We start from the raw sequence: 22411 nt of genomic DNA on the forward strand, positions 1-22411 counted from the left end.
ATGCCCGACCCGCCACCCGATCTCGTCGAGGAGCTCTACCGCACGCCGCCGGACCAGTTCGTCGCCGCCCGGGACGCCGCCGCGGCCGAGGCGCGCCGGGCCGGCGACCCGCGGTCCGCCCGGGAGATAGCCCGGCTGCGCCGGCCCACGGTGGCCGCCTGGCTGGTCAACCTGCTCGCCATCGAACGACCGGAGCTGGTGGCCGACCTGGTGCAGCTGGCCGACGCGCTGCGGGACGCCCAGCGCGAGCTACGCGGCCCCCGCCTGCGGGAGCTTTCCGCGCAGCGGCGGGCTGTGGTCGGCGCGCTGGTCACCGAGGTACGCCGGCTCGCCGCCGGTGTCGACGGGGCCCCGTCGGCCGGGAAGCTGCCGTTGGCCGAGGTCGAGGCGACCCTGAACGCCGCCCTCGCCGACGCCGGGGTGGCCGAGCAGGTGCGCTCCGGCCGGCTGCTGCGACCCGCCCGGTACGCCGGGTTCGGCGAGGTGCCCCGGCCGCAGCTGCGCCTGGTGACCGGTGGGGAGGAGACGCCGCCCGTCACACCGGCCCGGCAGCGCCGGCCGGACCGGGGCGCATTCCGCGCCGAACAGGCGCAGCGGGCCGCTCGGGCCGAGCGGGCCCGCCGTCGCAGCGCGCTGGAGAAGGAGCTGGCGCGGGCGCGTACCGACCAGGAAGGGGCCGAGGCGGACCTGGCCGGCGCGGTGGCGGCCGAACGCGACGGGGTCGCCGCCCTGGACGCCGTCGAGACGGAACTGGCCGAGTTGGAACGCCGACGGGCCGTCGCCGAGCAGGAACTCAGCCGGTCCCGGTTGGCCCGCCGGGCCGCCGAACGGGCCGCCACCGCCGCCCGGCGTCGCAGCGGCGAGGTCGAGGCCGCAGTGGAGGCGCTGGACGCCGAGGAGGGGGATGCCGAGGCGGGCGACGGGCCGGCAGACTGACGCACATGGGTGGACCTTCGGGTGGACAGGGATGACGCCGGAGCAGCTCGCCACGGCCAGCAAGCCGACGGTGCTCGCGCTCGGGGAGGCGTACAGCCGGTGCCCCACCACGCTGCGCCGGGCCCGGCTGCTCGGCATCTCCGGCTGGGCCTTCTACGTTGCCGGGCGGGCCGGTGCGCTCGGGGACGTGCGGGCCGAGACGGCGGCCGCCACGCTCGGCTTCATCGCCCCCGATGCGGTGGCCGACGGCTGGGACGCCGCCCTCCGCGTGGTACGGCCGTCCGAGGTGGCCGCCGCCAGCCTCGCCGAGTGCTGCCGTTGGGGCGATGACCGGCTGACCGCCCTGCCCCAGGTCGACCGGCTGGCCGCGCTGCTGGAACGGGCCGTGACGGCGGCCGACGCCAGCGGGATGCCGCTCTTCGCGGCGTGGCGGGCGATGCCCTCGCCGGCCCGCACCCCGGGCGCCCGGGTCGCCGCCGGGCTGCGCCTGCTCCGGGAGCACTTCACCGGAGCCCACCTGCTCGCGGTGCGGGCCAGTGGGATGACACCGCTGGAGGCGGTGCTGGCCGGCCCGGAGGGGGAGAGCGGGGCGATGGCCTGCGGCTGGCCGCCGCCGTACCCGCCGGTCGGGTCGCTGGTGCGGCGTCGGCTCTGGGCCGAGGCGGTGACCGATCGGCTGGTCGCGCCCGCGTTCGCGACACTCGGCCCGGCCGACGACACCGAGCTGCTGGAGCTGCTGGCCGCGGCGCGGACGTACACGCAGGGGCTGAGGGCGCTGCCGGCACGGGCGACAAAACCGTCCGGATCGTGATGTACCGCCCGGTGTCCGGGGCCGGCACCCGGGCCGATGGCGGCCGGTAGCAGACTGGGGGCGTGGGATACGCGCTACGCCGACGCGGTGCCGGTGGGGCGGGACCGCAGTTCGATGACGTAGTCGTCCGGCGCGCCCGCCTTCTCGGCGGCGTTCGCGATCTCCGAGAGGTACCACGAGGTGGGCAAGCCGCCCTCGTAGCCGTCGAAGACGTACACCCAGGCCGTCACCTCGCCGTCCAACGTCGAGATGCGCACGGTCAGCTTCCGGTACGTGCCGGAGGTGACACCCTCGATCTCGTCCAGCTGCGCCGCGTCGTACGGGTGGATGTCGTAGAGCGCCACGAACACCCGCTCACCGGGCGACTCGGCCACCGTGCTGACCGCGCCCTCCCAGCCGATGACGTCCTCACCGGCGAAGGTGAGCCGCCAGCCCTCCAGCCAGCCCACGCCCACCATCGGCGAGTGCGGGCAGTAGGCGCGCATTCGGGCGGGGTCCAGGTTCGAGCCGTAGGCGGCGTAATGACGCACGGCGATGACGATAGCCCGCCCGGCGCGTGGGGGAGAATACGACGGTGCGTGTCGGACACCTCGGGGAGAAGAAAGTCACTGTGAGCATGGACGAGGGGCGGTCTTGGTGAGCCGGATCGTGATCATCGGCGGGGGGCCGGCCGGCTACGAGGCGGCCCTGGTCGCCGCCCAGTTGGACGCCGACGTCACCGTCGTGGAGGCCGACGGCGCCGGCGGGGCCTGCGTACTCTCCGACTGCGTACCCTCCAAGACCTTCATCGCCAGCTCGGAGGTGGTGACCGGGTACCGCGACACCGAGGTGTTCGGGGTGCACTCCGACGGCCTGGAGGCGGTCACCGTCGACGCCCAGGCGGTCCACGACCGGGTTAAGCGACTCGCCCTGGCGCAGTCCGCCGACATCCACGCCAAGCTGCTCAAGGCCGGGGTCACCTTCGTGGCCGGCCGGGCCCGGCTGGGCGAGGACACGCTCGGTCACACCCACCGGGTGATCGTCACGCCGGGCGACGACGAGGCGGCGTACTCGATCGACGCCTCGACGGTGCTGATCGCCACCGGGGCCACCCCGCGCCAGCTGCCCACCGCGGTCCCCGACGGCGAGCGCATCCTGACCTGGCGGCAGGTGTACGACCTGCCCGAACTGCCGGAGCACCTGATCGTGGTCGGCTCCGGCGTGACCGGTGCCGAGTTCGCCAGCGCGTACCTCGCGATGGGCATCGAGGTGACCCTGGTCTCCAGCCGGGACCGGGTGATGCCGCACGAGGACGCCGACGCCGCACAGGCGATCGAGCGGGTCTTCCGCGCCCGGGGCATGAGCATCCTGAACAATTCCCGCGCCGAGGGGGTACGCCGGACCGAGCGCGGCGTGGAGGTCACCCTCGCCGACGGTCGCCAGGTGTACGGCTCACACGCGTTGATCGCCGTCGGCTCCATCCCCAACACCACCGAGCTGGGCCTGGCGGAGTACGGCGTCGAGCTGGCCCGGGGCGGGTACGTCACGGTGGACCGGGTCTCCCGGACCAACGTCCCCGGCATCTACGCCGCCGGCGACTGCACCGGTGTGCTGCCGCTGGCCAGCGTCGCCGCCATGCAGGGCCGGATCGCCATGTGGCACGCGCTCGGCGAGGCGGTCCGGCCGCTGCGGCTGCGTACCGTCGCGGCGAACGTCTTCACCGACCCGGAGCTGGCCACCGTCGGCGTCTCACAGGACGAGGTGGACGCGGGCAAGGTGCCGGCCCGGCAGGTGATGCTGCCGCTGGCCGGCAACGCCCGGGCCAAGATGGACGAGGTGGCGGACGGCTTCGTCAAGCTCTTCTGCCGCCCCGCCAGCGGCCAGGTGATCGGCGGCGTCGTGGTCGCCCCCAAGGCCAGCGAGCTGATCCTCCCCATCACCATGGCCGTGGAGAACAACCTCACCGTCAACGAGCTGGCCCAGACCATCACCATCTACCCCAGCCTCTCCGGCTCGGTAACCGAAGCCGCCCGCCAACTGATGCTCCACGAACTCGAATAACCCCCCGCTCTCTCCCCCCGCCCCCACCCCCCGCCCCGCCGATCATGGAGTTGTGGTGGTCGATTGGTGGCGTTTGGTGCCCTTTGCGGGGCGCCACGACTGCATGATCGCGGGGCTGGGGGAGGCGCTGGGGCGGGGAGCGGGGGTCGGGAGGGTGAGGAGGGCCAGGAGGGTTACCTCGGTGAGGATCAGGGCGCGTTCGAGTAGGCCGTAGAGGGCGCGGTCGCCGGGGTAGGCGGACCAGGCCATGGCGGTGGCGAGCAGCAGGCTGGTCAGGGCCAGGGCGCGCAGCCAGCGGGCGGTGGTGTGGGCCTCGGCGGGTAACCGGGCGGCGAGCAGCCAGCCGGCGGCCGGCAGGGCCAGGAAGGCGACCACCGAGGCGTACCGGTGCACGTAGGCGGCGGTGTCCATCTCGGTGCCGGGCGGGTTGGTGGGCACCAGCCCGGACACCAGCAGCCCGCCGGCCCAGACCGCCAGCAGCAGTTGAGCCACCCCCACCCGATCCACGCCCACCCGTTCCGTCTCGGCCCGGTTTGGGCCCGGGTGTTCGGCGGTGTCGGGTGGAGCGAGACGGCGTAGCGTCGGGATGATCGCGGCCGACGCTACGGCGAGCGTGAGCATGGCGAGGTGGATGATGCCGCCGGAGTCGGAGACGGCGTAGTCGCTGACGGTCAGGGTCACCGGGTCGAGGTCGTCGACGCCCACGTGACCGATGACGGTGAGCAGCGCCGCGAGGGCGATCCCGCCGAGGGCCAGTACACCGCTGTTCCGGGTTCCAGGCATGCCTCAGCGTGGCTCCAGGCGCACCCCAGGCGGATCCGGGACGAGCACCGAAATCGGACCCCGGGACCACCCCTACCGGTCGTCGATCATCCCGGCTCCGCGACGACCAGTGACACCGGGGGTCGAGCCGTGCCGGGTGGCGGCAAGTGGCACTCTCCTCACCCTGAGGGCATCGAAGAGGGTTGTCGGTGGGCCGTAGTCGCCGGATCGTGCTCCGGCGGCGTACCGTTGTCGGCGCGCGGCCCGGTGAGCGTCGGGTCCCCCGTTCCCGACGCCCGGGCCGCCGCCGGGCTGCTGGCAGGTCCCGTGCCAGCGGCCCGGCCCCTCCCGCCAACCCCGTCGTCGCCGATCGTGCAGTTTCGGTCGGCATCATGCGGCTTTTGGCGCTCTGTGTCCGGATGGGAAGTGCAAGATCGCTGGCCGGGTTATCCGGGTGTGGTGTGGTACCTGGCGGAGTAGGGTGTGCGGCATGCGCAGTGTGGTGGGGACGACGACGCCGGGGGACCCTGGCGTGCCGCACTGACGTTTCTTCGTTGACTTCAGGCCCCGGGGCGGATCCGTCCCGGGGCCTCGCGCGTCTCGGCTGGGCGGTCGCCGGCGGGCCGTACCCGCAGAGGAGCGCGACATGATCGACCATCGCCGGCTCGGCCGGGAGCTGGAGCTGTTCGCCACCGATCCGCTCGCCGGCGCCGGGCTGCCGATCTGGCTGCCGGCTGGCGCCGCCGCCCGGCATGCCATCGAGGAGTACCTCCGTGACCTGGAGCGCCGGGCCGGCTACCAGCACGTGCACACCCCGCCGCTGGGCCGGCGTGAACTCTTCGAGACCTCCGGGCATCTGGGCTACTTCGCCGCCGAGATGTTCCCGGCCATGCGGCTCGGGGAGTCCGATGACGAGCTGATGCTCCGGCCGGCGCTCTGCCCGCACCACGCGCTGGTCTACCGGGCCCGCGGACGGTCCTATCGGGACCTGCCGCTGCGGGTGGCCGAGATCGGCGGGATGTACCGCGCGGAGCGCTCGGGGGTGCTCGGCGGACTGTCCCGGGTACGCGCCATCACCCTCAACGACGCGCACAATTTCTGTGCCCTGGAGCAGGTCGGCCAGGAGGTGTCGGAGATCCTCCGGTTGATCCGCGCGGCGCACGACGCGCTCGGGGTGCGGCCGGCGGGCGTACGGCTGTCGCGGCGCGGGCCGGGGGAGTACGTCGGCGACGACGCCGACTGGGCGTGGGCCGAGGAGTTGCTCCGCGCCGCGCTCGACGGCGAGGCGTACACCGAGGCACCCGGCGAGGCCGCCTTCTACGGGCCGAAGATCGATATCCAGGTGGTCGACGCCGCCGGGCGGGAGTCGACCATCTCCACCGTCCAGCTCGACTTCGACAAGCCGGAGCGGTTCGACCTGTCGTACACCGACCCCTACGGGGCGCGGCGGCGGCCGGTGATGGTGCACCGCAGCCTGGTCGGCAGCATGGAGCGGCTGTTCGCCTATCTGATCGAGGTGCACCAGGGCGCGTTCCCGCCCTGGTACGCGCCCGTGCAGCTGGTGGTGCTGCCGGTCGGCGGCGACCAGGCCGGCGCGGCCACCGAGCTGGCCGGTCTTGCCGAGGCGGCCGGACTGCGGGTCGAGGTGCAGGTCAGCGGCTCGCTGGGCGCCCGCATTCGGGACGCGGCCCACCGCCGGGCCCCGTACGTCGGCGTGGTCGGCCCCCGGGAGGCGGCCGACGGGTCGGTGTCCCTGCGCCTGCGCGACGGACGCGGGCTCGAACCGATGCCGGTCCCCGCCGCGGTCGCGCTGATCGCGGAGGTGGTGGCCGGTCGCGGCCACCACCTCCGGCCGCCGAGCCGCCGCTGATCTTCGGCCGAGCCGCCCGAGCCGCCGCTGATCCGTTGGGTCCCCGGCCGCCGTCGACGGCCGCCCGGGGCCGCCGCTCGACCCGGGTCGCGTGGCTGGCGGGTGTCGCCCGCCGGGACCGTCCCGGCGGGCGACACCGGAGCGTCACCCCGTGGGCGATCCCGCCGGTACGGCCACCGGGTCGTCGCCGCTCACCGCCTGCTGGAACTGGGACTGGTGGAGCCGGTGGTAGGCGCCGCGGGCCGCGAGCAACTCCTCGTGGGTGCCCTGCTCGACGATGCGGCCGTGCTCCATCATCAGGATCAGGTCGGCGTCGCGGATGGTGGAGAGCCGGTGCGCGATGACGAAGCTGGTCCGCTCCGACCGCAGCGCCGCCATCGCCCGCTGGAGCAGCACCTCGGTACGGGTGTCCACCGAACTGGTCGCCTCGTCGAGGATCAGCAACGATGGCTCGGCGAGGAAGGCCCGGGCGATGGTGATGAGCTGCCGCTCGCCGGCGCTGACGTTGCTGCCCTCCTCGTCGATCACCGTGTCGTAGCCCTCCGGCAGGCTGCGCACGAACCGGTCCACGAAGGTGGCCCGGGCGGCGGCGAGGATCTCCGCCTCGGTGGCCTCCGGTCGCCCGTACGCGATGTTGTCGCGGATGGTGCCCCCGAAGAGCCAGGTGTCCTGGAGCACCATGCCGATCCGGCCGCGCAGGTCGTCGCGGCGCATGGTGGCGACATCCACCCCGTCGAGCGTGATCCGGCCGGCATCCAGCTCGTAGAAGCGCATGATCAGGTTGACCAGGGTGGTCTTGCCGGCACCGGTCGGCCCGACGATGGCCACGGTGTGGCCGGGCTCGGCCACCAGCGACAGCCCCTCGATCAGCGGCTTGTCCAGGGCGTACCGGAAGGAGACCTGCTCGAACTCGACCCGACCGTGCGGGTCGGTCACCCGGGCCGGTGCCGCCGGGTCCGGGGTCTGTTCCTCGGCGTCCAGCACCGCGAAGACCCGCTCCGCCGAGGCCACGCCGGACTGGAGCAGGTTGGCCATCGAGGCGACCTGGGTGAGCGGCTGGGTGAACTGGCGGGAGTACTGGATGAACGCCTGCACGTCGCCGAGGCTCATCGTCCCCGACGCCACCCGCAGCCCGCCGACCACCGCGATCGCCACATAGCTGAGGTTCCCGATGAAGAACATCGCCGGCATGATGATCCCGGAGATGAACTGGGCGCCGAAGCTGGCCCTGAACAGCTCCTCGTTCTTGGCCTGGAAGGCCGCCTCCACCTCGCGCTGCCGACCGAAGACCTTGACCAGCTCGTGGCCGGAGAACGCCTCCTCGATCTGACCGTTCAGCTCGCCGGTGTGGGTCCACTGTGCGATGAACCGGCGCTGCGACCGCTTGGCGATCTGTGCGGTCACCACCACCGACAGCGGCACCGCGACCAGCGCCACCAGGGCGAGCAGCGGCGAGATCCAGAACATCATGCCGAGTACGCCGACCACGGTGAGCAGCGAGGTGAGCAGCTGGCTCAACGTCTGCTGGAGGCTCTGCGAGACGTTGTCGATGTCGTTGGTGACCCGGCTGAGCAGCTCGCCGCGGGGCTGCCGGTCGAAGTAGGGCAGCGGCAGCCGGTTGAGCTTCTCCTCCACGTCGGCACGGAGCTTGAGCACGGTCCGCTGGACCATTCCGTTGAGCAGCCAGCCCTGCCCCCACATCAGCAGGCTGGCCAGCAGATAGAGGCCCAGCGCCAGCAGCAGCACCCGACCCAGCGCCGCGAAGTCGATGCCCACCCCGGGCACCACGTCCATCCGGGCGAGCATGTCGGCGAAGTTGTCGTTGCCGGCCGCCCGGGCCGCGTCGACGGCCTGCTCGGCGCTGCCGCCCGCCGGGAGTCGTCGACCGATCACCCCGGTGAAGATCAGGTCGGTGGCGTGCCCGAGCACCTTCGGCCCGATCACGCTGAACCCGACGCTGACCACCGCCAGCGCGATGACCGCGATCAGGTGCAGGCGGTGCGGACGCAGCCGACCCAGCAGACGCCGGACGCTCGGCCCGAAGTTCATCGAGCGCTCCGCGGGCAGTCCCGCACTCATCCACGGGCCACCGCGCTGCCCACCCGGAGGCAGCCGCTTCGGCGTCCGCCCATCGCCGGCCACCTGCTGGGGTACGCCGTTCGTGCGCTGGGCCGGCCCTTCGCTCTGCTCCGGGCCGCCATGAGGCAGATTCGGGCTGAGCTGATGATTCGCTTGCTGGTGCTCGCTCATGCCGGCCCTCCGCTTCGCTCCGGGCCGCCATGAGACACATTCGCGCTGAGCCTGATGATTCGCTCGCTGCGCTCGCTCATGCCGGCACCTCCGTCGTCTGCTGGGACGCCACGATCTCGGCGTACGTCGGGCAGGTCTCCAGCAGGTCCTCGTGTCGGCCCATCCCGACCACGCCCCCGTCCTCCAACACGATGATCTGGTCGGCATCCACGATCGTGGAAACCCGCTGGGCGACGATGATCACCGCGGCGTCGGCGGTGACCGGCCGCAACGCCGCCCGTAGCCGGGCGTCGGTACCGAGGTCGAGCGCGGAGAACGAGTCGTCGAAGAGGTAGATCTCCGGCTGCCGGACCAGGGCCCGGGCGATCGCCAGCCGCTGCCGTTGACCGCCGGAGACGTTCGTGCCGCCCTGCGAGATCGGCGCGTCCAGCCCTTCGGGCATGGCCTCGACGAAGTCCCGGGCCTGGGCGATCTCCAGCGCCGTCCAGAGTTCGTCGTCGGTGGCGTCCGGATTGCCGTAGCGCAGGTTGCTCGCCACCGTGCCGGTGAACAGGTACGGCTTCTGCGGCACCAGCCCGATCCGGCGCCACAACTCGTCCGGCGCGAGGTCCCGGACGTCGACCCCGTCGACCAGCACCGCGCCGCCGGTCACGTCGACCAGCCGGGGAACCAGGGAGAGCAGGGTGGTCTTGCCCGCGCCGGTGCTGCCGATGACCGCCGTGGTGGTCCCCGGTGTCACCCGGAACGAGATGTCCCGCAGCACCGGCTCGGCGGCGCCCGGGTACTGGAACCGCACGCCGCGCAGCTCCAACTCGGCATGGGTTGGTGTCTCCGCGACGGGGTGTGCGGCGGGCAGCACCGAGGATTCGGTGTCGAGCACCTCGACGATCCGCTCGGCGCAGACCGCCGCACGCGGCGCCATCATCAACATGAAGGTGGCCATCATGACGGCCATCAGGATCTGCATCAGGTATTGCAGGAAGGCGGTGAGCGCGCCGACCTGGATGGCGCCGGCGTCCACCCGCTGCGCCCCGAACCAGAGCACCGCCACGCTGGAGACGTTGAGCACCAGCATCACCACGGGGAAGATCAACGCCATCAGTCGACCGGTACGCAGGGCGGTCGCGGTCAGGTCGGTGTTCGCGGTCGCGAAACGCCGGGTCTCGTACGGCTCCCGGACGAACGCCCGGACCACCCGGATCCCGGTGATCTGCTCCCGCAGCACCCGGTTGACCGTGTCGATCCGGGTCTGCATCAGCCGGAAGCCGGGCACCATCCGCCGGATGATCAGGCCCAGCGCGATCCCCAGCACCGGCACGCAGACCAGCATCAGCCAGGAGAGCCCGACGTCTTCCCGGAGCGCCATCACCACGCCGCCGACACTCATGATCGGGGCGGCGACCAGCATGGTGCAGCTCATCAGCACGAGCATCTGCACCTGTTGCACGTCGTTGGTGTTCCGGGTGATCAGCGAGGGAGCGCCGAAGCGGGCGACCTCCCGGGCCGAGAAGCGGTTGACGTGCCCGAAGACCGCGGCCCGCACGTCCCGGCCGAAGCCCATGGCGATCCGGGCGCCCAGGTAGACCGCCGCGATCGAGCAGACGATCTGCACCACGCTCACCGCGAGCATCCACCCGCCGGTACGCACGATGTAGTCGGTGTCGCCGCGGGCGACGCCGAGGTCGATGATGTCGGCGTTGAGGCTCGGCAGGTAGAGCGAGGCCATCGTGCCGACGAACTGGAGCAGCACCACGGCCGCCAGCGGCCGGTGGTACGGCCGCAGATGGTCGCGCAGCAGCCGGATCAACACTTCGGGCCTCCTGCCGTCGGGCCGAGATCGTCGCCGCTGCCGATGACCTCCAGGAGGAAACGCCGGACGACGGCCGCGTTGGCCGGGTCGGCGTCGACCGAGGTGAGCGGAGGTCGGGACTGGATCAGGGTGGTGAGCGCGTCGACCCGGGCCCGGCCGGCCGGGGTCAGCGCGAGTTTGATGCTGCGCCGGTCGTTGTCGTCGCGGTGCCGCTCCACCAGGCCGTCGCGTTCGAGGGTGTCGACGATGCCGGTGAGGGTGGCCGGGCGGACGAAGCACAGCTCGGCCACCGCCCGATGCGGCAGCTCGCCGTGCTGGGCGAGCGCCATCAGGGTGACCATCCCGGCCTGGGTGAGGCCGTGCTCGTCGGCGAGGTAGCGGTTCCACCGCTGGCTGGTGAGGTGCCCGGCGACCACCAGCAGCCGGCCGAGCGGCACGTCCCCCAACTGGATCAGACTCATGGCCCGTAGATTAGCTCCCTGACAGTCAGGGGCCAAACGAATATTCGGTCGCAGCGGTGACGAACCGGCCGCAACGTCGCTCACCAACTCGTCGGCAGCGGCATCCCCTCGGTGTAACCAGCGGTGCTCTGCACGCCGACCAACACCCGATCATGGAACTCGGCCAGGGTGCGCGCGCCCGCGTAGGTGAACGCGCTGCGTACCCCGGAAATGATCTCGTCGATCAAGTCCTCCACCCCCGGCCGGGTCGGATCCAGGTACATCCGGGCCGACGAGATGCCCTCCTCGAAGATCGCCTTGCGGGCCCGGTCGTACGGGCTGTCCTCGGCGGTCCGGGCGCTGACCGCCCGCGCCGAGGCCATCCCGAAGCTCTCCTTGTACCGCCGGCCGTCCGCGTCGGTGTAGAGGTCACCGGGCGACTCGTAGGTGCCGGCGAACCATGAGCCGATCATCACGTTCGACGCGCCCGCGGCGAGCGCCAGCGCCACGTCGCGCGGGTGCCGCACCCCGCCGTCGGCCCAGACGTGGCGGCCCAGTTCCCGGGCTGCCGCCGCGCAGTCGAGCACCGCCGAGAACTGCGGCCGGCCCACCCCGGTCATCATCCGGGTGGTGCACATCGCGCCCGGACCGACACCGACCTTGACGATGTCGGCACCCGCCTCGACCAGGTCGCGTACGCCATCGGCGGTCACCACGTTGCCGGCCGCCACCGGGACCTCCCGGTCGACCCCGCGGACGGTCCGCAGGGCGGAGATCATCCGCGCCTGGTGGCCGTGCGCGGTGTCCACGACCAGGGTGTCCACCCCGGCCGCCAGCAGCGCCGCCGCCTTGCCCGCCACATCGCCGTTGATCCCCACCGCCGCCGCGATCCGCAGCCTGCCCCGGTCGTCCACCGCCGGCTTGTAGAGCGTCGCCCGTAGGGCGCCCGGCCGGGTGAGCACCCCGACCAGCCGACCCGCGTCGTCCACCACCGGCGCCAGCCGGCGCCGGCCGGCGGAGAGCCGCTCGAAGCCGGTACGCGGATCCGCGTCCGCCGGCACGGTGTGCAACTCGGTCGACATCACGTGCTGCAACTGGGCGAAGCGGTCCACCCCGACGGTGTCGGCCTCGGTCACCACGCCCAGCGGGCGGCCGGCCTCGTCGACCACGACCACCGCGCCGTGCGCCCGCTTCGGCAGCAGGTGGATCGCGTCGCCGACGGTGTCGGTCGGACCGAGCGCGATCGGCGTGTCATGCACCAGGTGCCGCTGCTTGACCCAACCGACGACCTCGGCCACCACCTCGATCGGGATGTCCTGGGGGATCACCGCGATGCCGCCCCGCCGGGCCACCGTCTCGGCCATCCGCCGGCCGGCGACCGCCGTCATGTTCGCCACCACCAGCGGGATGGTGGTGCCCGTGCCGTCGCCGGTGGAGAGGTCGACGTCGAGCCGCGAACCCACCTCGGAGCGGGCCGGGGCCATGAAGACGTCGTTGTAGGTCAGGTCGTACGCCGGAGTCGCGTCGTTGAGGAACCGCACCCGGCCATCATTCCGTCAGCCCAGCAGCAGCGCGACCGCTACCACCACCATCATCACCGCGATCACGCCGTCGAGGAACTGCCAGACCCGGGTACGCGCGAGCAGCGGGGCGAGCCGGTAGGCGCCCGCGCCGAGCGCGGTGAACCAGAGCACGCTGGCCGCCGCCGCGCCGAGGCCGAACAGCCAGCGGTGCGGGTGTTGCTGGGCGATGCCGCCGAGCAGCAGCACGGTGTCGAGGTAGACGTGCGGGTTGAGGTAGGTGAAGGCGAGGCAGGCCAGCAACGTCGCGCCGAGCTGGGCCGGCGGGCGTTCGGCCGGCGTGAGCGTGCCGGGGCGCAGCGCGCGGCGGGCGGCGAGGGCCGCGTACCCGAGCAGGAACGCCGCGCCACCCCAGCGCACCGCGGCGAGCAGCTCGGGCCGCCCGGTCACCACCGACCCCACCCCGGCGATCCCGACCCCGATCAGCAGGGCGTCCGACACCGCGCAGGTCAGCACGACCGGCACCAGGTGTTCCCGGCGCAGGCCCTGGCGGAGCACGAAGGCGTTCTGCGCGCCGATGGCGACGATCAGGGCGAGGGAGAGCGAGAAGCCGGCGAGGGCCGAGGTGAGCATGTGCCGACGGTAGGAACGCGGCCCGCATCAGTCCAGCTAAAGATTCTTGGGATGGTTAAGCTCAGCTTCGTGAGCGCCCTGGACTCCACCCAGCTCCGTACGCTCGCGGCGGTCGTCGCCGAAGGCAGCTTCGAGGCGGCGGCGCGCCTGCTGCACATCACCCCGTCGGCGGTCAGCCAGCGCATCAAGGCGCTGGAGGAGACCGTCGGGCAGGTGCTCGTCCGCCGGCAGCGGCCGTGCGACGCCACCGGGGCGGGTCGCCCGCTGCTCCGCCTCGCCGGTCAGCTCGCGTTGCTCGAACGGGAGGCGCTGGCCGATGCGCGGGGGCCGCTCGGCGGCGACCGTGGTCGTACCCGGGTCGCCGTCGTGGTCAACGCCGACTCGCTCGCCACCTGGTTCCCGGCGGCGCTGGCCCGGCTGCCGGACCAGCCGGAACTCTCCTTCGACCTTCGACAGGACGACCAGGACCACAGCGCCGAGCTGCTGCGCGCCGGTGCGGTGACGGCCGCGGTGACCGCCCAGCGCGAGGCGGTGCAGGGCTGCCGGGTGCGGCGCCTCGGCGCGATGCGCTACCGGGCGCTGGCCGCGCCGCCGGTGGTGGAACGGTGGTTCGCCGACGGGCTCACCCGCCCGGCGCTCGCCGCCGCGCCGGTGGTGGTCTTCGACCGCAAGGACCGCGTGCAGCACCGGTTCCTGCGTACGGTGACCGGGCAGGCCCTGGACCCGCCGGTGCACTACGTGCCGTCGGTGCCGGCGTTCAGCGCGGCGATCCGGCTCGGCCTCGGCTGGGGGCTGGTGCCGGAGCAGATCGCCGAGGGCGACCTGGCCGGCGGTCACTGCGTGGACATCGCCCCGGGGCGGACGGTGGACATCCCGCTGTACTGGCAGCACTGGCGGCTCGACTCGCAGGTGTTGGCCGCGCTCACCGCCGCCGTCTGCGCGGTCGCCGCCCAGGCCCTCCGCTGACACCCACGCGCGCCCCCAGCGCTACGAACCCGTTAGGAGGGGGTCCCTTTACTACACGAGGCGTTAATAGGGGGCCCCTCCTTACATCTCAGGCGATGGTGCAGATGGGGGCGCCGGCGGTGATGACCGCGCCGACCTCGGCGGACAGGCCGCTGACCGTGCCCGCCTTGTGGGCGTGCAGCGGCTGCTCCATCTTCATCGCCTCCAACACCACGACCAGGTCGCCCTCGGCGACGGTGTCCCCGTCGGCGACCGCGATCTTGACGATGGTGCCCTGCATCGGGGAGGCGAGCGCGTCACCGCTGGCCGTCGCGCCGACCGTGGCCCCGCCGCCCCGACGGGCCGGCTTCCTCGCGGCCGGTGTGGCGGTGGCCGTACCGGCGCCGAGGCCGGCGGGGAGGGTCACCTCCAGCCGCTTGCCGCCCACCTCGACCACGACGGTCTCCCGCTCGGCCGGGCCGGCGACGGGGCCGGCGGCGGCGGTGAACGGCGGCACGGTGTTGTCGAACTCGGTCTCGATCCAGCGGGTGTGCACGACGAAGGGCTCGGCGGTGAACGCCGGGTCGCGGACCACCAGACGGTGGAACGGCAGCGCGGTGGCCATCCCCTCGACCACCATCTCGTCCAGCGCGCGCCGGGCCCGCTCCAGCGCCTCGGCCCGGGTCTCCCCGGTAATGATCACCTTGGCCAGCAGCGAGTCGAAGTTGCCGCCGATCACGTCGCCGGCCGAGATCCCGGTGTCCACCCGTACGCCGGGACCGGTCGGCAGCCGCAGCGCGGTGACCGTGCCGGGGGCAGGCAGGAAGTTGCGGCCCGGGTCCTCGCCGTTGATCCGGAACTCGATGGAGTGCCCGCGCGGGGTCGGGTCCCCGGTGTGCCGCAGCTTCTCGCCGTCGGCGATCCGGAACTGCTCGCGTACCAGGTCGATGCCGGCGGTCTCCTCGGTGACCGGGTGTTCCACCTGGAGCCGGGTGTTGACCTCCAGGAAGGAGATGGTGCCGTCGCGGCCGACCAGGTACTCGACCGTGCCCGCGCCGTGGTAACCGGCCTCCCGGCAGATGGCCTTGGCGCTGTCGTGGATCTGCGCCCGCTGCGCGGCGGTGAGGAACGGCGCCGGCGCCTCCTCGACCAGCTTCTGGTGGCGGCGCTGCAACGAGCAGTCCCGGGTGCCCACCACGATCACGTTGCCGTGCTGGTCGGCCAGGACCTGCGCCTCGACATGGCGCGGCTGGTCGAGGTAGCGCTCGACGAAGCACTCGCCCCGGCCGAACGCGGCGACCGCCTCGCGGGTGGCCGACTCGAACAGCTGCGGAATCTCCTCCATCGTGCGGGCGACCTTCAGGCCACGCCCGCCACCGCCGAAGGCTGCCTTGATCGCCACCGGCAGGCCGTGGTCGACGGCGAAGGCCATCACCTCGTCCGGGCTGCCCACCGGGTCGGGGGTGCCGGGCACCAGGGGAGCACCGGCGCGCTGGGCGATGTGCCGGGCGGTGACCTTGTCACCGAGGTCGCGGATCGCCTGCGGGCTGGGGCCGATCCAGGTCAGCCCGGCAGCGATGACGGCCTGGGCGAAGTCGGCGTTCTCGGCGAGGAAGCCGTACCCGGGGTGCACCGCGTCGGCGCCGGAGCGGGCGGCCACGTCGATCAGCTTGTCGATGCGCAGGTACGTGTCGGCGGCGGTGTCGCCACCGAGGGCGTACGCTTCGTCGGCGAGCGTGGCGTGCAGGGCCTCCCGGTCGGAGTCCGCATACACCGCGACGCTGCCCAGGCCGGCGTCCTGGCAGGCGCGGACGACCCGGACGGCGATCTCGCCCCGGTTGGCGATGAGTACCTTGCGCACCTTGGTGACTCCTCCCGGCGGGTTACTGACCGGGAGTTTATAGCTCACGCTGGCGGCCCAAACGATCGCTCAGTGTGGGATGGCGCACTGTCCGGCCAGGTCGCGGGCGGCGTGGTGTCGTACGGATGTGGTCGAGTGCCGGTGACGATGATGGCCGACAGCGGCCACGAGCGGGGAGTGCAGATGATCGAGACCAGAGGGCTGCGGAAGTCGTTCCGCAGCCGGGCCGGTCGGGAGACGAAGACCGTCGAGGCGGTACGCGGCGTCGACCTCGACGTCACGGCGGGGGAGATCTTCGGTTTCCTCGGCCCGAACGGCGCCGGCAAGACCACCACCCTCCGGATGCTGGCGACGCTGATCGAGCCGGACGGCGGCCAGGCCACCATCGCCGGTGCCGACCTGCTCAAGAATCCGGGCGAGGTGCGCCGCCGGATCGGTTACGTCGCCCAGGGCGGGAGCACCTGGGACGAGTCGACCGGCCGGGAGGAGCTGGTGCTCCAGGCCCGGATGTACGGCATCGGCAAGGCCGAGGCCCAGCGTCGGGCGGTACGCGCGCTGGAGGCGTTCCAGCTCACCGAGTTCGCCGACCGCAAGTGCAAGACGTACTCGGGTGGCCAGCGGCGGCGGGTCGAGATCGCGCTCGGCATCATCCACGAGCCGAAGATCGTTTTTCTGGACGAGCCCACCACCGGGCTCGACCCGCAGAGCCGGGCGCACATGTGGGACGAGATCCGGCGGCTGCGTACCGACGGGATGACGGTCTTCATCACCACGCACTATCTCGACGAGGCCGACGCGCTCTGCGACCGGATCGCGATCATGGACCATGGCGAGGTGGTCGCCGAGGGTACGCCGGCCGACCTCAAGCGGGAGATCTCCGGCGACGTGGTGCAGGTCGGCCTCGACCTCGCCGCCACCGGTGAGGTCGAGAAGGTGCTCGGCGGCGAGGAGTACGTGCACCGGCTGGAGGTCCTGGAGGAGGGCGGGCTGCGCCTCTTCGTGGACGAGGGCGCGACCGCCATCCCGCGCATCCTGCGCCGGATCGACGGCGCCGGTCTCGACCTGAAGTCGATCGAGCTGCACCGCCCGAGCCTCGACGACGTCTTCCTCACCAAGACCGGCCGCTCGCTGCGCGAGTCCTGACCCGACCAGGAGATCTCATGAAGCTCGCCCGCGACACCTGGCTGATCTTCCAGCGGCAGCTCCACCTGCTGCTGCGCAACCCCGTGTGGGTCTTCGTCGGCGTCTTCCAGCCGGTGATGTACCTGCTGCTGTTCGCCCCGCTGCTCAAGCCCGCGCTGAACGCGCCGACCCAGGCCGAGGCGTACAAAATCTTCGTGCCGGGCCTGCTGGTGCTGCTCGCCATCTTCGGCGGCCTGTTCCAGGGTTTCGGCCTGATCGCCGAGCTGCGCGCCGGGGTGATCGAACGCTCCCGGGTCACCCCGATCAGCCGGCTCGCCCTGCTGCTCGGCCGCTCCCTGCGCGACGTGGTGTCGCTGATGGCCCAGGCGGTCATCATCACCCTGCTCGCGCTCCTGTTCGACCTGCGCGTCTTCATCGGTGACCTGCTGCTGGCGTACCTCATGCTCGCCCTGATCGCGCTGATGACCTCGGCGGTCTCCTACGGGGTCGCGCTGAAGGTGAAGAGCGAGGACGCGCTGGCCCCGCTGATGAACACGGTGGCCCAGCCGGTGCTGCTGCTCTCCGGCATCCTGCTGCCGCTCGCCTTCGCGCCCGGCTGGTTGCAGGGCGTCGCCAGGTGGAACCCGTTCTCCTGGGCGGTCGACGGCACCCGGGCGCTCTTCAACGGCGACATCGGCAACGACCGGGTCTGGCAGGGGCTGACCATCATCGCGGTGCTCGCCGCCGCCAGCGTCTACTGGGCAGCCCGCCAGTTCGCCCGCAGCGTCCGCTGAGTGCGCAGCCGGCGAGAGTTCGCTCTCACCGTGGGCGGGGTGGGCACCACGCGCTTGTAGCGTGAGGTGCGTGCCCCGCCTCCGCCATGACCGGATCACCTGGCTCGCGTACGCCCAGCTCGGGGTCTGGGGCTTCTTCCTCTACGGCTTCGGGCCGGTCGTGCCACTGCTCCGCGACGAACAGGGCACCACCGCCGCCGTCGCCGGCCTGCACAGCACCGGCCTCGCGGTCGGCGCGCTGGCCGGCGGCGCACTCTTCGCACCGGCGGCCCGCCGGTTCGGCCGGAAACCGACGATCTGGCTCGGGCTGGCCGGCGTGGCGGCCGGAGTGGCCGGGCTCGCCCTGCTGCGCCCGCTGCCCGCCACCATCGCCGTCGTCATGCTGATCTCCTCCGCCGGCACGCTGGTGGTCAGCGGCGTGAACGTGGTGCTCACCTCCCGGCACGGGTCGGCCGCACCGGCGGCGTTGGCCGAGGCCAACGCCGCGTGCGCCGGCATGGGGATCCTCGCCCCGCTGGTGATCGGCCTCACTGTCAATGCCGGGTGGGGCTGGCGGCCGGCGTTGGCCGTCGTGGTCGGCCTGATCGCGCTTGTCGCCCTCGCCGCGCTGGCCTTCCGGGTACGCGGACCGAAAGCCGCCACCGCTGCCGCGGCTCCCCGGGTGACGGTGGCGGTACCGCGGGCCACCCGGCGGCTGCCCCGGGCGTACTGGATCGCCTGGGTGCTGATGGGGGTCACCGGTTCGATCGAGGTCTGCCTGTCACTGTGGACCGCCGACGTGCTGCGCTCGCACGCCGGGATGGCACCCGGGGCGGCCTCGGCGGCGGTGGCCGCGATCGTCTGTGGCATGTTCGTCGGCCGGCTCGCCGGGGGCCGCGTCGCACTGCGCTTCCGGCCGGTGCCGCTGCTGCTTGCCGCGCTGGGCGTGTCGCTGGCCGGCTTCACGCTGTTCTGGGTCGCCACGGCGGGCTGGCTGTCGGTCGCCGGCCTGGTGGTGCTCGGCCTCGGCAACGCGTTGCACTATCCGCTGGCCATCTCGCTCGCCCTCGCCGTCGCCGGGGACGCCGCGGACCAGGCGGCGGGCTGGTCCGCGTACTCGATGGGGGTGGGTTTCGGGATCGCGCCGGTCGCGCTCGGCTGGGTGGCCGACGGCGTCGGACCGCACCTGGCGTTCCTGCTGCTGCCCGGCTTCATCGCGACGGCGGTGCTGCTCGCGGTGCGGCTCGGCCGCGCCCTGCCGGCCCCGGCGCCGGTCGAGCGGCCGGCCCCCGCGCCGGCCTGACCGGCCGCCGGTCGGCCCGGCGGGTCAGTGCACGTACGCGAGGGTCAGGCCGTCGGCGATCGGCAGCATCACCGCATCCACCCGCACGTCGGCCAGCACGTCGTCGTTGAACGCCACGATCGCCCGGTCGTCGGCGCTCTGCGGCGCGATCACCCGCCCGTGTCGCAGCACGTTGTCGACGGCGATCACCCCACCCGGCCGCATCCGGGGCACCACCTCGGCCCAGTACACCGGGTAGCCGGTCTTGTCGGCGTCGATGAAGGCGAAGTCCAGGTACCGTTCGTTCGGCAGTTCCCGCAGCCGGTCACCGGCCGGGCCGATGCGCAGCTCGATCCGGTCGTCCACACCGGCCCGTGCCCAGTAGCGGCGCGCGATGCTCGTGTACTCCTCGGAGATGTCGAAGCAGGTCAACCGCCCGCCATCGGCCAGCCCGCGGGCGATCGCCAGCGAGGAGAGCCCGGTGAAGGTGCCCACCTCGACCGCGTGCCGGGCGCCGAGCAGCCGGGTGAGGAACGACAGGAAGGCGGCCTGCTCCGGGGCGACCTGCATCGAGGCGTGCTCGGGCAGGACGGCCAGCGTCTCCTCGGCGAGGTCGCGGACGACCGCGTCGGGCGGGGCACCGTGCGAGACCAGGTAGGTGTGCAAATCGTCGGTGAGCGGAATCGACTTGAGCGTCATGCTCGGACGCTAACCGAGCGGCTCGACCAACTGGTTGCCGGGCGCGACCTTCGTCCACAGATCGGTGATCCGCAGGTCCAACTCGGTGAGCAGTAGCCGCAACAGTGGTAGCGACAGCCCGACGACGGTGCCCGGATCACCCTCGATCCGTTCCACGAAGGCCCCACCGAGCCCGTCGATCGTGAACGCGCCGGCCACCGCGAGCGGCTCTCCGGTGCCGACGTAGGTGGCGATCTCGTCGTCGCTGATGTCGGCGAAGTGGACCACCGTCGAGGCCACCGCCTCCGCCCGACGTCCGCCCCCGACGTCAACGAGACAGTGGCCGCTGTGCAGCACGCCGCTACGGCCGCGCATCCGCCTCCACCGCCGGGTCGCGTCGGTCGCATCGTCGGGCTTGCCGAGGGTCTCCCCGTCGAAGGCGAGCACGGAGTCACAGCCCAGCACGAGGGTGCGCTGGTCGTCGGCGGGCCGCAGCCGGGTCAGCACGGCCTGCGCCTTGAGCCGGGCCAACTCCAGGCAGAGATCCTCGGCCCGGTCGGTCACCACGAGCGATTCGTCGACCCCGCTGACCAGCACGTCCGGCTCGATCCCGGCAGCCTGTAGCGTCTTGCGGCGGGCAGGGCTCGCCGAGGCGAGCACGAGGCGGAGCGGCAGCGTGGCATCAGGCACCCCGCCGACGTTACCGGCCGCTTCCGTACGCGTCCCCGCGGCCCACACATCTCCCCAGGAGCCTGATTTCACAGAGAAATATTTATGTCTCTGTGAAATCACCATCCCAGGGAAAACCATCGCCATCGCCATCGCGCGCCTCGGCTCGCATCGTCACGCCCTCGCGCCGTCGGCTCCTCAGCGAGTGATCCGGGGCGGTGGATCGTCCGACCGACGCCGCCGACGGACGAACAATGCCCACCCACCACCGGCCGCCAGCAGCACGCCGAGCGTCACCAGACCACGTACCGTCGCCGCCCGCTCCCCATCGCCTCGGGGCCGGTCTGCCGCCGCCGTGGTCGGCCCACCACCCCCCTGTGCGGTCGCCGGCACCGACTCAAAACCCCTCGGCGGTACGTCTGCCGTCAGCGCCGCCACCAGGTCGATGACCCCGTACCCGTACTGATCGTCACGCCCAGGCGGCCCCTTGTCGACCGCCGTAGCAGTCAACCGATGCACCACCTCATCCGCCGGCAAATACGGATACTTGGCCCGAATCAAAGCCACCGCCCCCGCCACAATCGCCGCAGCCCCAGAAGTCCCAGTTCCGCTCCGATATCCGCCGTCAGAATTGGTGCTGTAGATCTCAACTGCCGGCGCTACGACATCAACCTCTGCGCCCCTAACAGAAACGTCGGCGTGTTTCCCGTCCCTATCCACCCCGCCAACTGCAACGACGCCAGAGTATGCGGCGGGGAATCGAACTTCTTGGTCGCTGGGCTTGTTTCCGGCAGCAGCAACAACGACAACGTTAGCCGAAGTGGCAGCCTGGATTGCTTTCTGTTCGTCTACGTCTGGCTCTCCCCCTGACGAAATGCTAATTACGCTAGCGCCGCCACGGACCGCATAGTCGATAGCTCGGCTCAGGTCTTCGGCGGTGCCTTCCGAGTTGGCGAGCTTGAACCGGATCGGCAGAATATTTGCTTTAGGGGCGATTCCCAATGCGCCGCTTGTGTTATGGCTGTTGGCGGCGATGAGGCCGGCCATTGCTGTTCCGTGTCCGTCATTGTCCTGCCAGCCATCGCCACCTCTCCGGGCGATGACATCACTACCGGGAAGTAGATTGTTCCGAAGGTCGGGATGTGGATGCACGCCAGTGTCCAGCACCGCGACTGTGACGCCTTCGCCTTGGCTGATCTGGTGCGCCTTGCTCGTGGCGAGATATTTGAGGTGCCACTGCTGTTTGCGAATCTGTAAGCTGTTTTGATTGGGAAATGAACTTGTACCCTGAACGGGAGTCGGAATGGTCGCAAGCGGTGCGCTTGTTGACATAGCCAGCACTGCCCCGATAGCACAAAAGGCGGGGAAAATCACCGGTTTAGGCCGATGGCTGGACCGGGATCGATCGGCCCTTCCTCGTCCGGGGGCCGGACAACCGGACTTACACCTTGATCTGTCTGCCAGAGATTGTCTGGGTCCCATCGGCGTGTCTCTTCGACATTGGGGTTCCGTTGGTGGGCACTCCCGGCCGGGGTACCAAATCCGCCCAAGGAGCTTTGCTGCGGCGCACCTCCGATGGGTGTAAACCCGTGGGGCAGACTGAACCCTTTGCCCCCGCCGGGTCGCGAGCCGGCTCCGCCAGCGGGTGCGGTACCAGCGGCTCCGCCTCCAATGACGCCTCCGATTGGGTTAACTCGTCGGGGCTGGCCATTATTGACAGGTTGACCAAAACCTATTGCGGGGGTTCCGCCGATCAATCCTCCGGGCGGCATTGCTTTTGGCGTGGTTGTAGGTGGAACAGAGCTACGTTGCCCACTAACAGGCTGGCCGAGTTGACCGTTTGGGTGGCTCGCCGAAGCGGAAGCGCCTGGACGTATTCCCGGAGGCGGAAAGGGTACCTGCGCACCGACTCCGGATGTTGGGGATGGTGGCAAAGGGGGCGGCACCGTGGAAGTTCCGAAGGGAGGCATCCGCCCCGTCGCCGTGCCGCCGAGCACTGGTCCGACGGT

The 22411-nt window shown here is 71.8% G+C and carries 19 protein-coding genes; 8 read left to right on the forward strand and 11 right to left on the reverse strand.

Annotated elements, in window-relative coordinates:
- Both ACQPYA_RS04885 and ACQPYA_RS04890 read left to right on the forward strand, forming a co-directional pair.
- Entirely contained in the window at positions 1–936 is a 936-nt protein-coding gene (locus ACQPYA_RS04885) for a hypothetical protein (RefSeq protein ID WP_433531446.1), read from the forward strand.
- Between the two features lie 31 nt (positions 937–967).
- Positions 968–1747, forward strand: coding sequence for an SCO6745 family protein (locus tag ACQPYA_RS04890; RefSeq protein WP_433531447.1), 780 nt, complete (start codon positions 968–970; stop codon positions 1745–1747).
- Between the two features lie 74 nt (positions 1748–1821).
- Here the strand turns inward: ACQPYA_RS04890 and ACQPYA_RS04895 are convergent, their stop codons facing one another.
- Positions 1822–2277 carry a gamma-glutamylcyclotransferase gene (locus ACQPYA_RS04895; protein ID WP_433531448.1) on the reverse strand — a complete coding sequence of 152 codons (456 nt, stop codon included), beginning with the start codon at positions 2275–2277 and terminating at the stop codon, positions 1822–1824.
- Between the two features lie 106 nt (positions 2278–2383).
- On the opposite strand from ACQPYA_RS04895, the gene ACQPYA_RS04900 reads away from it, so the two are divergent.
- On the forward strand, positions 2384–3787 hold the full coding sequence (locus tag ACQPYA_RS04900; protein WP_433531449.1) for an NAD(P)H-quinone dehydrogenase: 1404 nt from the start codon (positions 2384–2386) through the stop codon (positions 3785–3787).
- A gap of 42 nt (positions 3788–3829) precedes the next feature.
- Here ACQPYA_RS04900 and ACQPYA_RS04905 read toward each other — a convergent pair whose 3' ends face one another.
- Positions 3830–4570: a DUF998 domain-containing protein gene (locus tag ACQPYA_RS04905; RefSeq protein ID WP_433531450.1), complete on the reverse strand. Its 741-nt coding sequence runs from the start codon at positions 4568–4570 to the stop codon at positions 3830–3832.
- Positions 4571–5195: 625 nt separating this feature from the next.
- Between ACQPYA_RS04905 and thrS the strand changes: the two genes are divergently transcribed.
- Entirely contained in the window at positions 5196–6419 is a 1224-nt protein-coding gene (thrS, locus tag ACQPYA_RS04910; RefSeq protein WP_433531451.1) for a threonine--tRNA ligase, read from the forward strand.
- A 144-nt stretch (positions 6420–6563) separates the two neighbouring features.
- Here thrS and ACQPYA_RS04915 read toward each other — a convergent pair whose 3' ends face one another.
- From ACQPYA_RS04915 to ACQPYA_RS04935, 5 genes are all read right to left on the reverse strand, one after another.
- Complete coding sequence (locus tag ACQPYA_RS04915) at positions 6564–8498, reverse strand: ABC transporter ATP-binding protein (protein ID WP_433533379.1); 1935 nt, start codon at positions 8496–8498, stop codon at positions 6564–6566.
- A 247-nt stretch (positions 8499–8745) separates the two neighbouring features.
- The gene (locus ACQPYA_RS04920) at positions 8746–10479 is read right to left on the reverse strand and encodes an ABC transporter ATP-binding protein (protein WP_433531452.1); all 1734 of its coding nucleotides are present in this window, start codon (positions 10477–10479) and stop codon (positions 8746–8748) included.
- Positions 10473–10940, reverse strand: a complete 468-nt coding sequence (locus ACQPYA_RS04925) for a MarR family winged helix-turn-helix transcriptional regulator (protein WP_433531453.1) — start codon at positions 10938–10940, stop codon at positions 10473–10475. The genes ACQPYA_RS04920 and ACQPYA_RS04925 overlap by 7 nt, the downstream gene beginning before the upstream one ends.
- 80 nt (positions 10941–11020) lie before the next feature.
- The gene (locus ACQPYA_RS04930; protein WP_433531454.1) at positions 11021–12460 is read right to left on the reverse strand and encodes a GuaB1 family IMP dehydrogenase-related protein; all 1440 of its coding nucleotides are present in this window, start codon (positions 12458–12460) and stop codon (positions 11021–11023) included.
- A gap of 15 nt (positions 12461–12475) precedes the next feature.
- A complete protein-coding gene (locus ACQPYA_RS04935) occupies positions 12476–13072 on the reverse strand; it encodes a LysE/ArgO family amino acid transporter (RefSeq protein WP_433531455.1) in 597 nt (198 codons plus the stop codon).
- A gap of 51 nt (positions 13073–13123) precedes the next feature.
- Here ACQPYA_RS04935 and ACQPYA_RS04940 point away from each other — a divergent pair, with 51 nt between their 5' ends.
- Positions 13124–14038, forward strand: a complete 915-nt coding sequence (locus ACQPYA_RS04940; protein WP_433531456.1) for a LysR family transcriptional regulator ArgP — start codon at positions 13124–13126, stop codon at positions 14036–14038.
- Positions 14039–14126: 88 nt separating this feature from the next.
- Here the strand turns inward: ACQPYA_RS04940 and ACQPYA_RS04945 are convergent, their stop codons facing one another.
- Entirely contained in the window at positions 14127–15878 is a 1752-nt protein-coding gene (locus ACQPYA_RS04945) for an acetyl/propionyl/methylcrotonyl-CoA carboxylase subunit alpha (protein ID WP_433531457.1), read from the reverse strand.
- A gap of 183 nt (positions 15879–16061) precedes the next feature.
- On the opposite strand from ACQPYA_RS04945, the gene ACQPYA_RS04950 reads away from it, so the two are divergent.
- The 3 genes from ACQPYA_RS04950 (at position 16062) to ACQPYA_RS04960 (ending at position 19076) form a co-directional block, all read left to right on the forward strand.
- The gene (locus tag ACQPYA_RS04950) at positions 16062–17021 is read left to right on the forward strand and encodes an ATP-binding cassette domain-containing protein (protein WP_433531458.1); all 960 of its coding nucleotides are present in this window, start codon (positions 16062–16064) and stop codon (positions 17019–17021) included.
- 17 nt (positions 17022–17038) lie between these two features.
- Positions 17039–17794 carry an ABC transporter permease gene (locus tag ACQPYA_RS04955; protein ID WP_433531459.1) on the forward strand — a complete coding sequence of 252 codons (756 nt, stop codon included), beginning with the start codon at positions 17039–17041 and terminating at the stop codon, positions 17792–17794.
- 70 nt (positions 17795–17864) lie between these two features.
- Positions 17865–19076, forward strand: coding sequence for an MFS transporter (locus ACQPYA_RS04960; protein WP_433531460.1), 1212 nt, complete (start codon positions 17865–17867; stop codon positions 19074–19076).
- 24 nt (positions 19077–19100) lie between these two features.
- Here the strand turns inward: ACQPYA_RS04960 and ACQPYA_RS04965 are convergent, their stop codons facing one another.
- From ACQPYA_RS04965 to mycP, 3 genes are all read right to left on the reverse strand, one after another.
- Positions 19101–19754, reverse strand: a complete 654-nt coding sequence (locus tag ACQPYA_RS04965; protein ID WP_433531461.1) for an O-methyltransferase — start codon at positions 19752–19754, stop codon at positions 19101–19103.
- 9 nt (positions 19755–19763) lie between these two features.
- Positions 19764–20423 carry a Maf family protein gene (locus ACQPYA_RS04970; RefSeq protein ID WP_433531462.1) on the reverse strand — a complete coding sequence of 220 codons (660 nt, stop codon included), beginning with the start codon at positions 20421–20423 and terminating at the stop codon, positions 19764–19766.
- 177 nt (positions 20424–20600) lie between these two features.
- A complete protein-coding gene (gene mycP, locus ACQPYA_RS04975) occupies positions 20601–21734 on the reverse strand; it encodes a type VII secretion-associated serine protease mycosin (protein ID WP_433533380.1) in 1134 nt (377 codons plus the stop codon).
- Positions 21735–22411: the final 677 nt, after the last annotated feature.

Origin of the sequence: Micromonospora sp. CA-263727, from assembly GCF_050942455.1 — a bacterium.
Lineage (GTDB): Bacteria > Actinomycetota > Actinomycetes > Mycobacteriales > Micromonosporaceae > Micromonospora.

Coding starts and splice junctions, on each gene's coding strand:
- ACQPYA_RS04885 (WP_433531446.1), top strand. CDS start 1: ATGCCCGACCCGCCACCCGATCTCGTCGAGGAGCTCTACCGCACGCCG.
- ACQPYA_RS04965 (WP_433531461.1), bottom strand. CDS start 19,754: ATGACGCTCAAGTCGATTCCGCTCACCGACGATTTGCACACCTACCTG.
- ACQPYA_RS04935 (WP_433531455.1), bottom strand. CDS start 13,072: ATGCTCACCTCGGCCCTCGCCGGCTTCTCGCTCTCCCTCGCCCTGATC.
- thrS (WP_433531451.1), top strand. CDS start 5,196: ATGATCGACCATCGCCGGCTCGGCCGGGAGCTGGAGCTGTTCGCCACC.
- ACQPYA_RS04925 (WP_433531453.1), bottom strand. CDS start 10,940: ATGAGTCTGATCCAGTTGGGGGACGTGCCGCTCGGCCGGCTGCTGGTG.
- ACQPYA_RS04890 (WP_433531447.1), top strand. CDS start 968: ATGACGCCGGAGCAGCTCGCCACGGCCAGCAAGCCGACGGTGCTCGCG.
- ACQPYA_RS04940 (WP_433531456.1), top strand. CDS start 13,124: ATGGTTAAGCTCAGCTTCGTGAGCGCCCTGGACTCCACCCAGCTCCGT.
- mycP (WP_433533380.1), bottom strand. CDS start 21,734: ATGTCAACAAGCGCACCGCTTGCGACCATTCCGACTCCCGTTCAGGGT.
- ACQPYA_RS04955 (WP_433531459.1), top strand. CDS start 17,039: ATGAAGCTCGCCCGCGACACCTGGCTGATCTTCCAGCGGCAGCTCCAC.
- ACQPYA_RS04905 (WP_433531450.1), bottom strand. CDS start 4,570: ATGCCTGGAACCCGGAACAGCGGTGTACTGGCCCTCGGCGGGATCGCC.
- ACQPYA_RS04950 (WP_433531458.1), top strand. CDS start 16,062: ATGATCGAGACCAGAGGGCTGCGGAAGTCGTTCCGCAGCCGGGCCGGT.
- ACQPYA_RS04915 (WP_433533379.1), bottom strand. CDS start 8,498: ATGAGTGCGGGACTGCCCGCGGAGCGCTCGATGAACTTCGGGCCGAGC.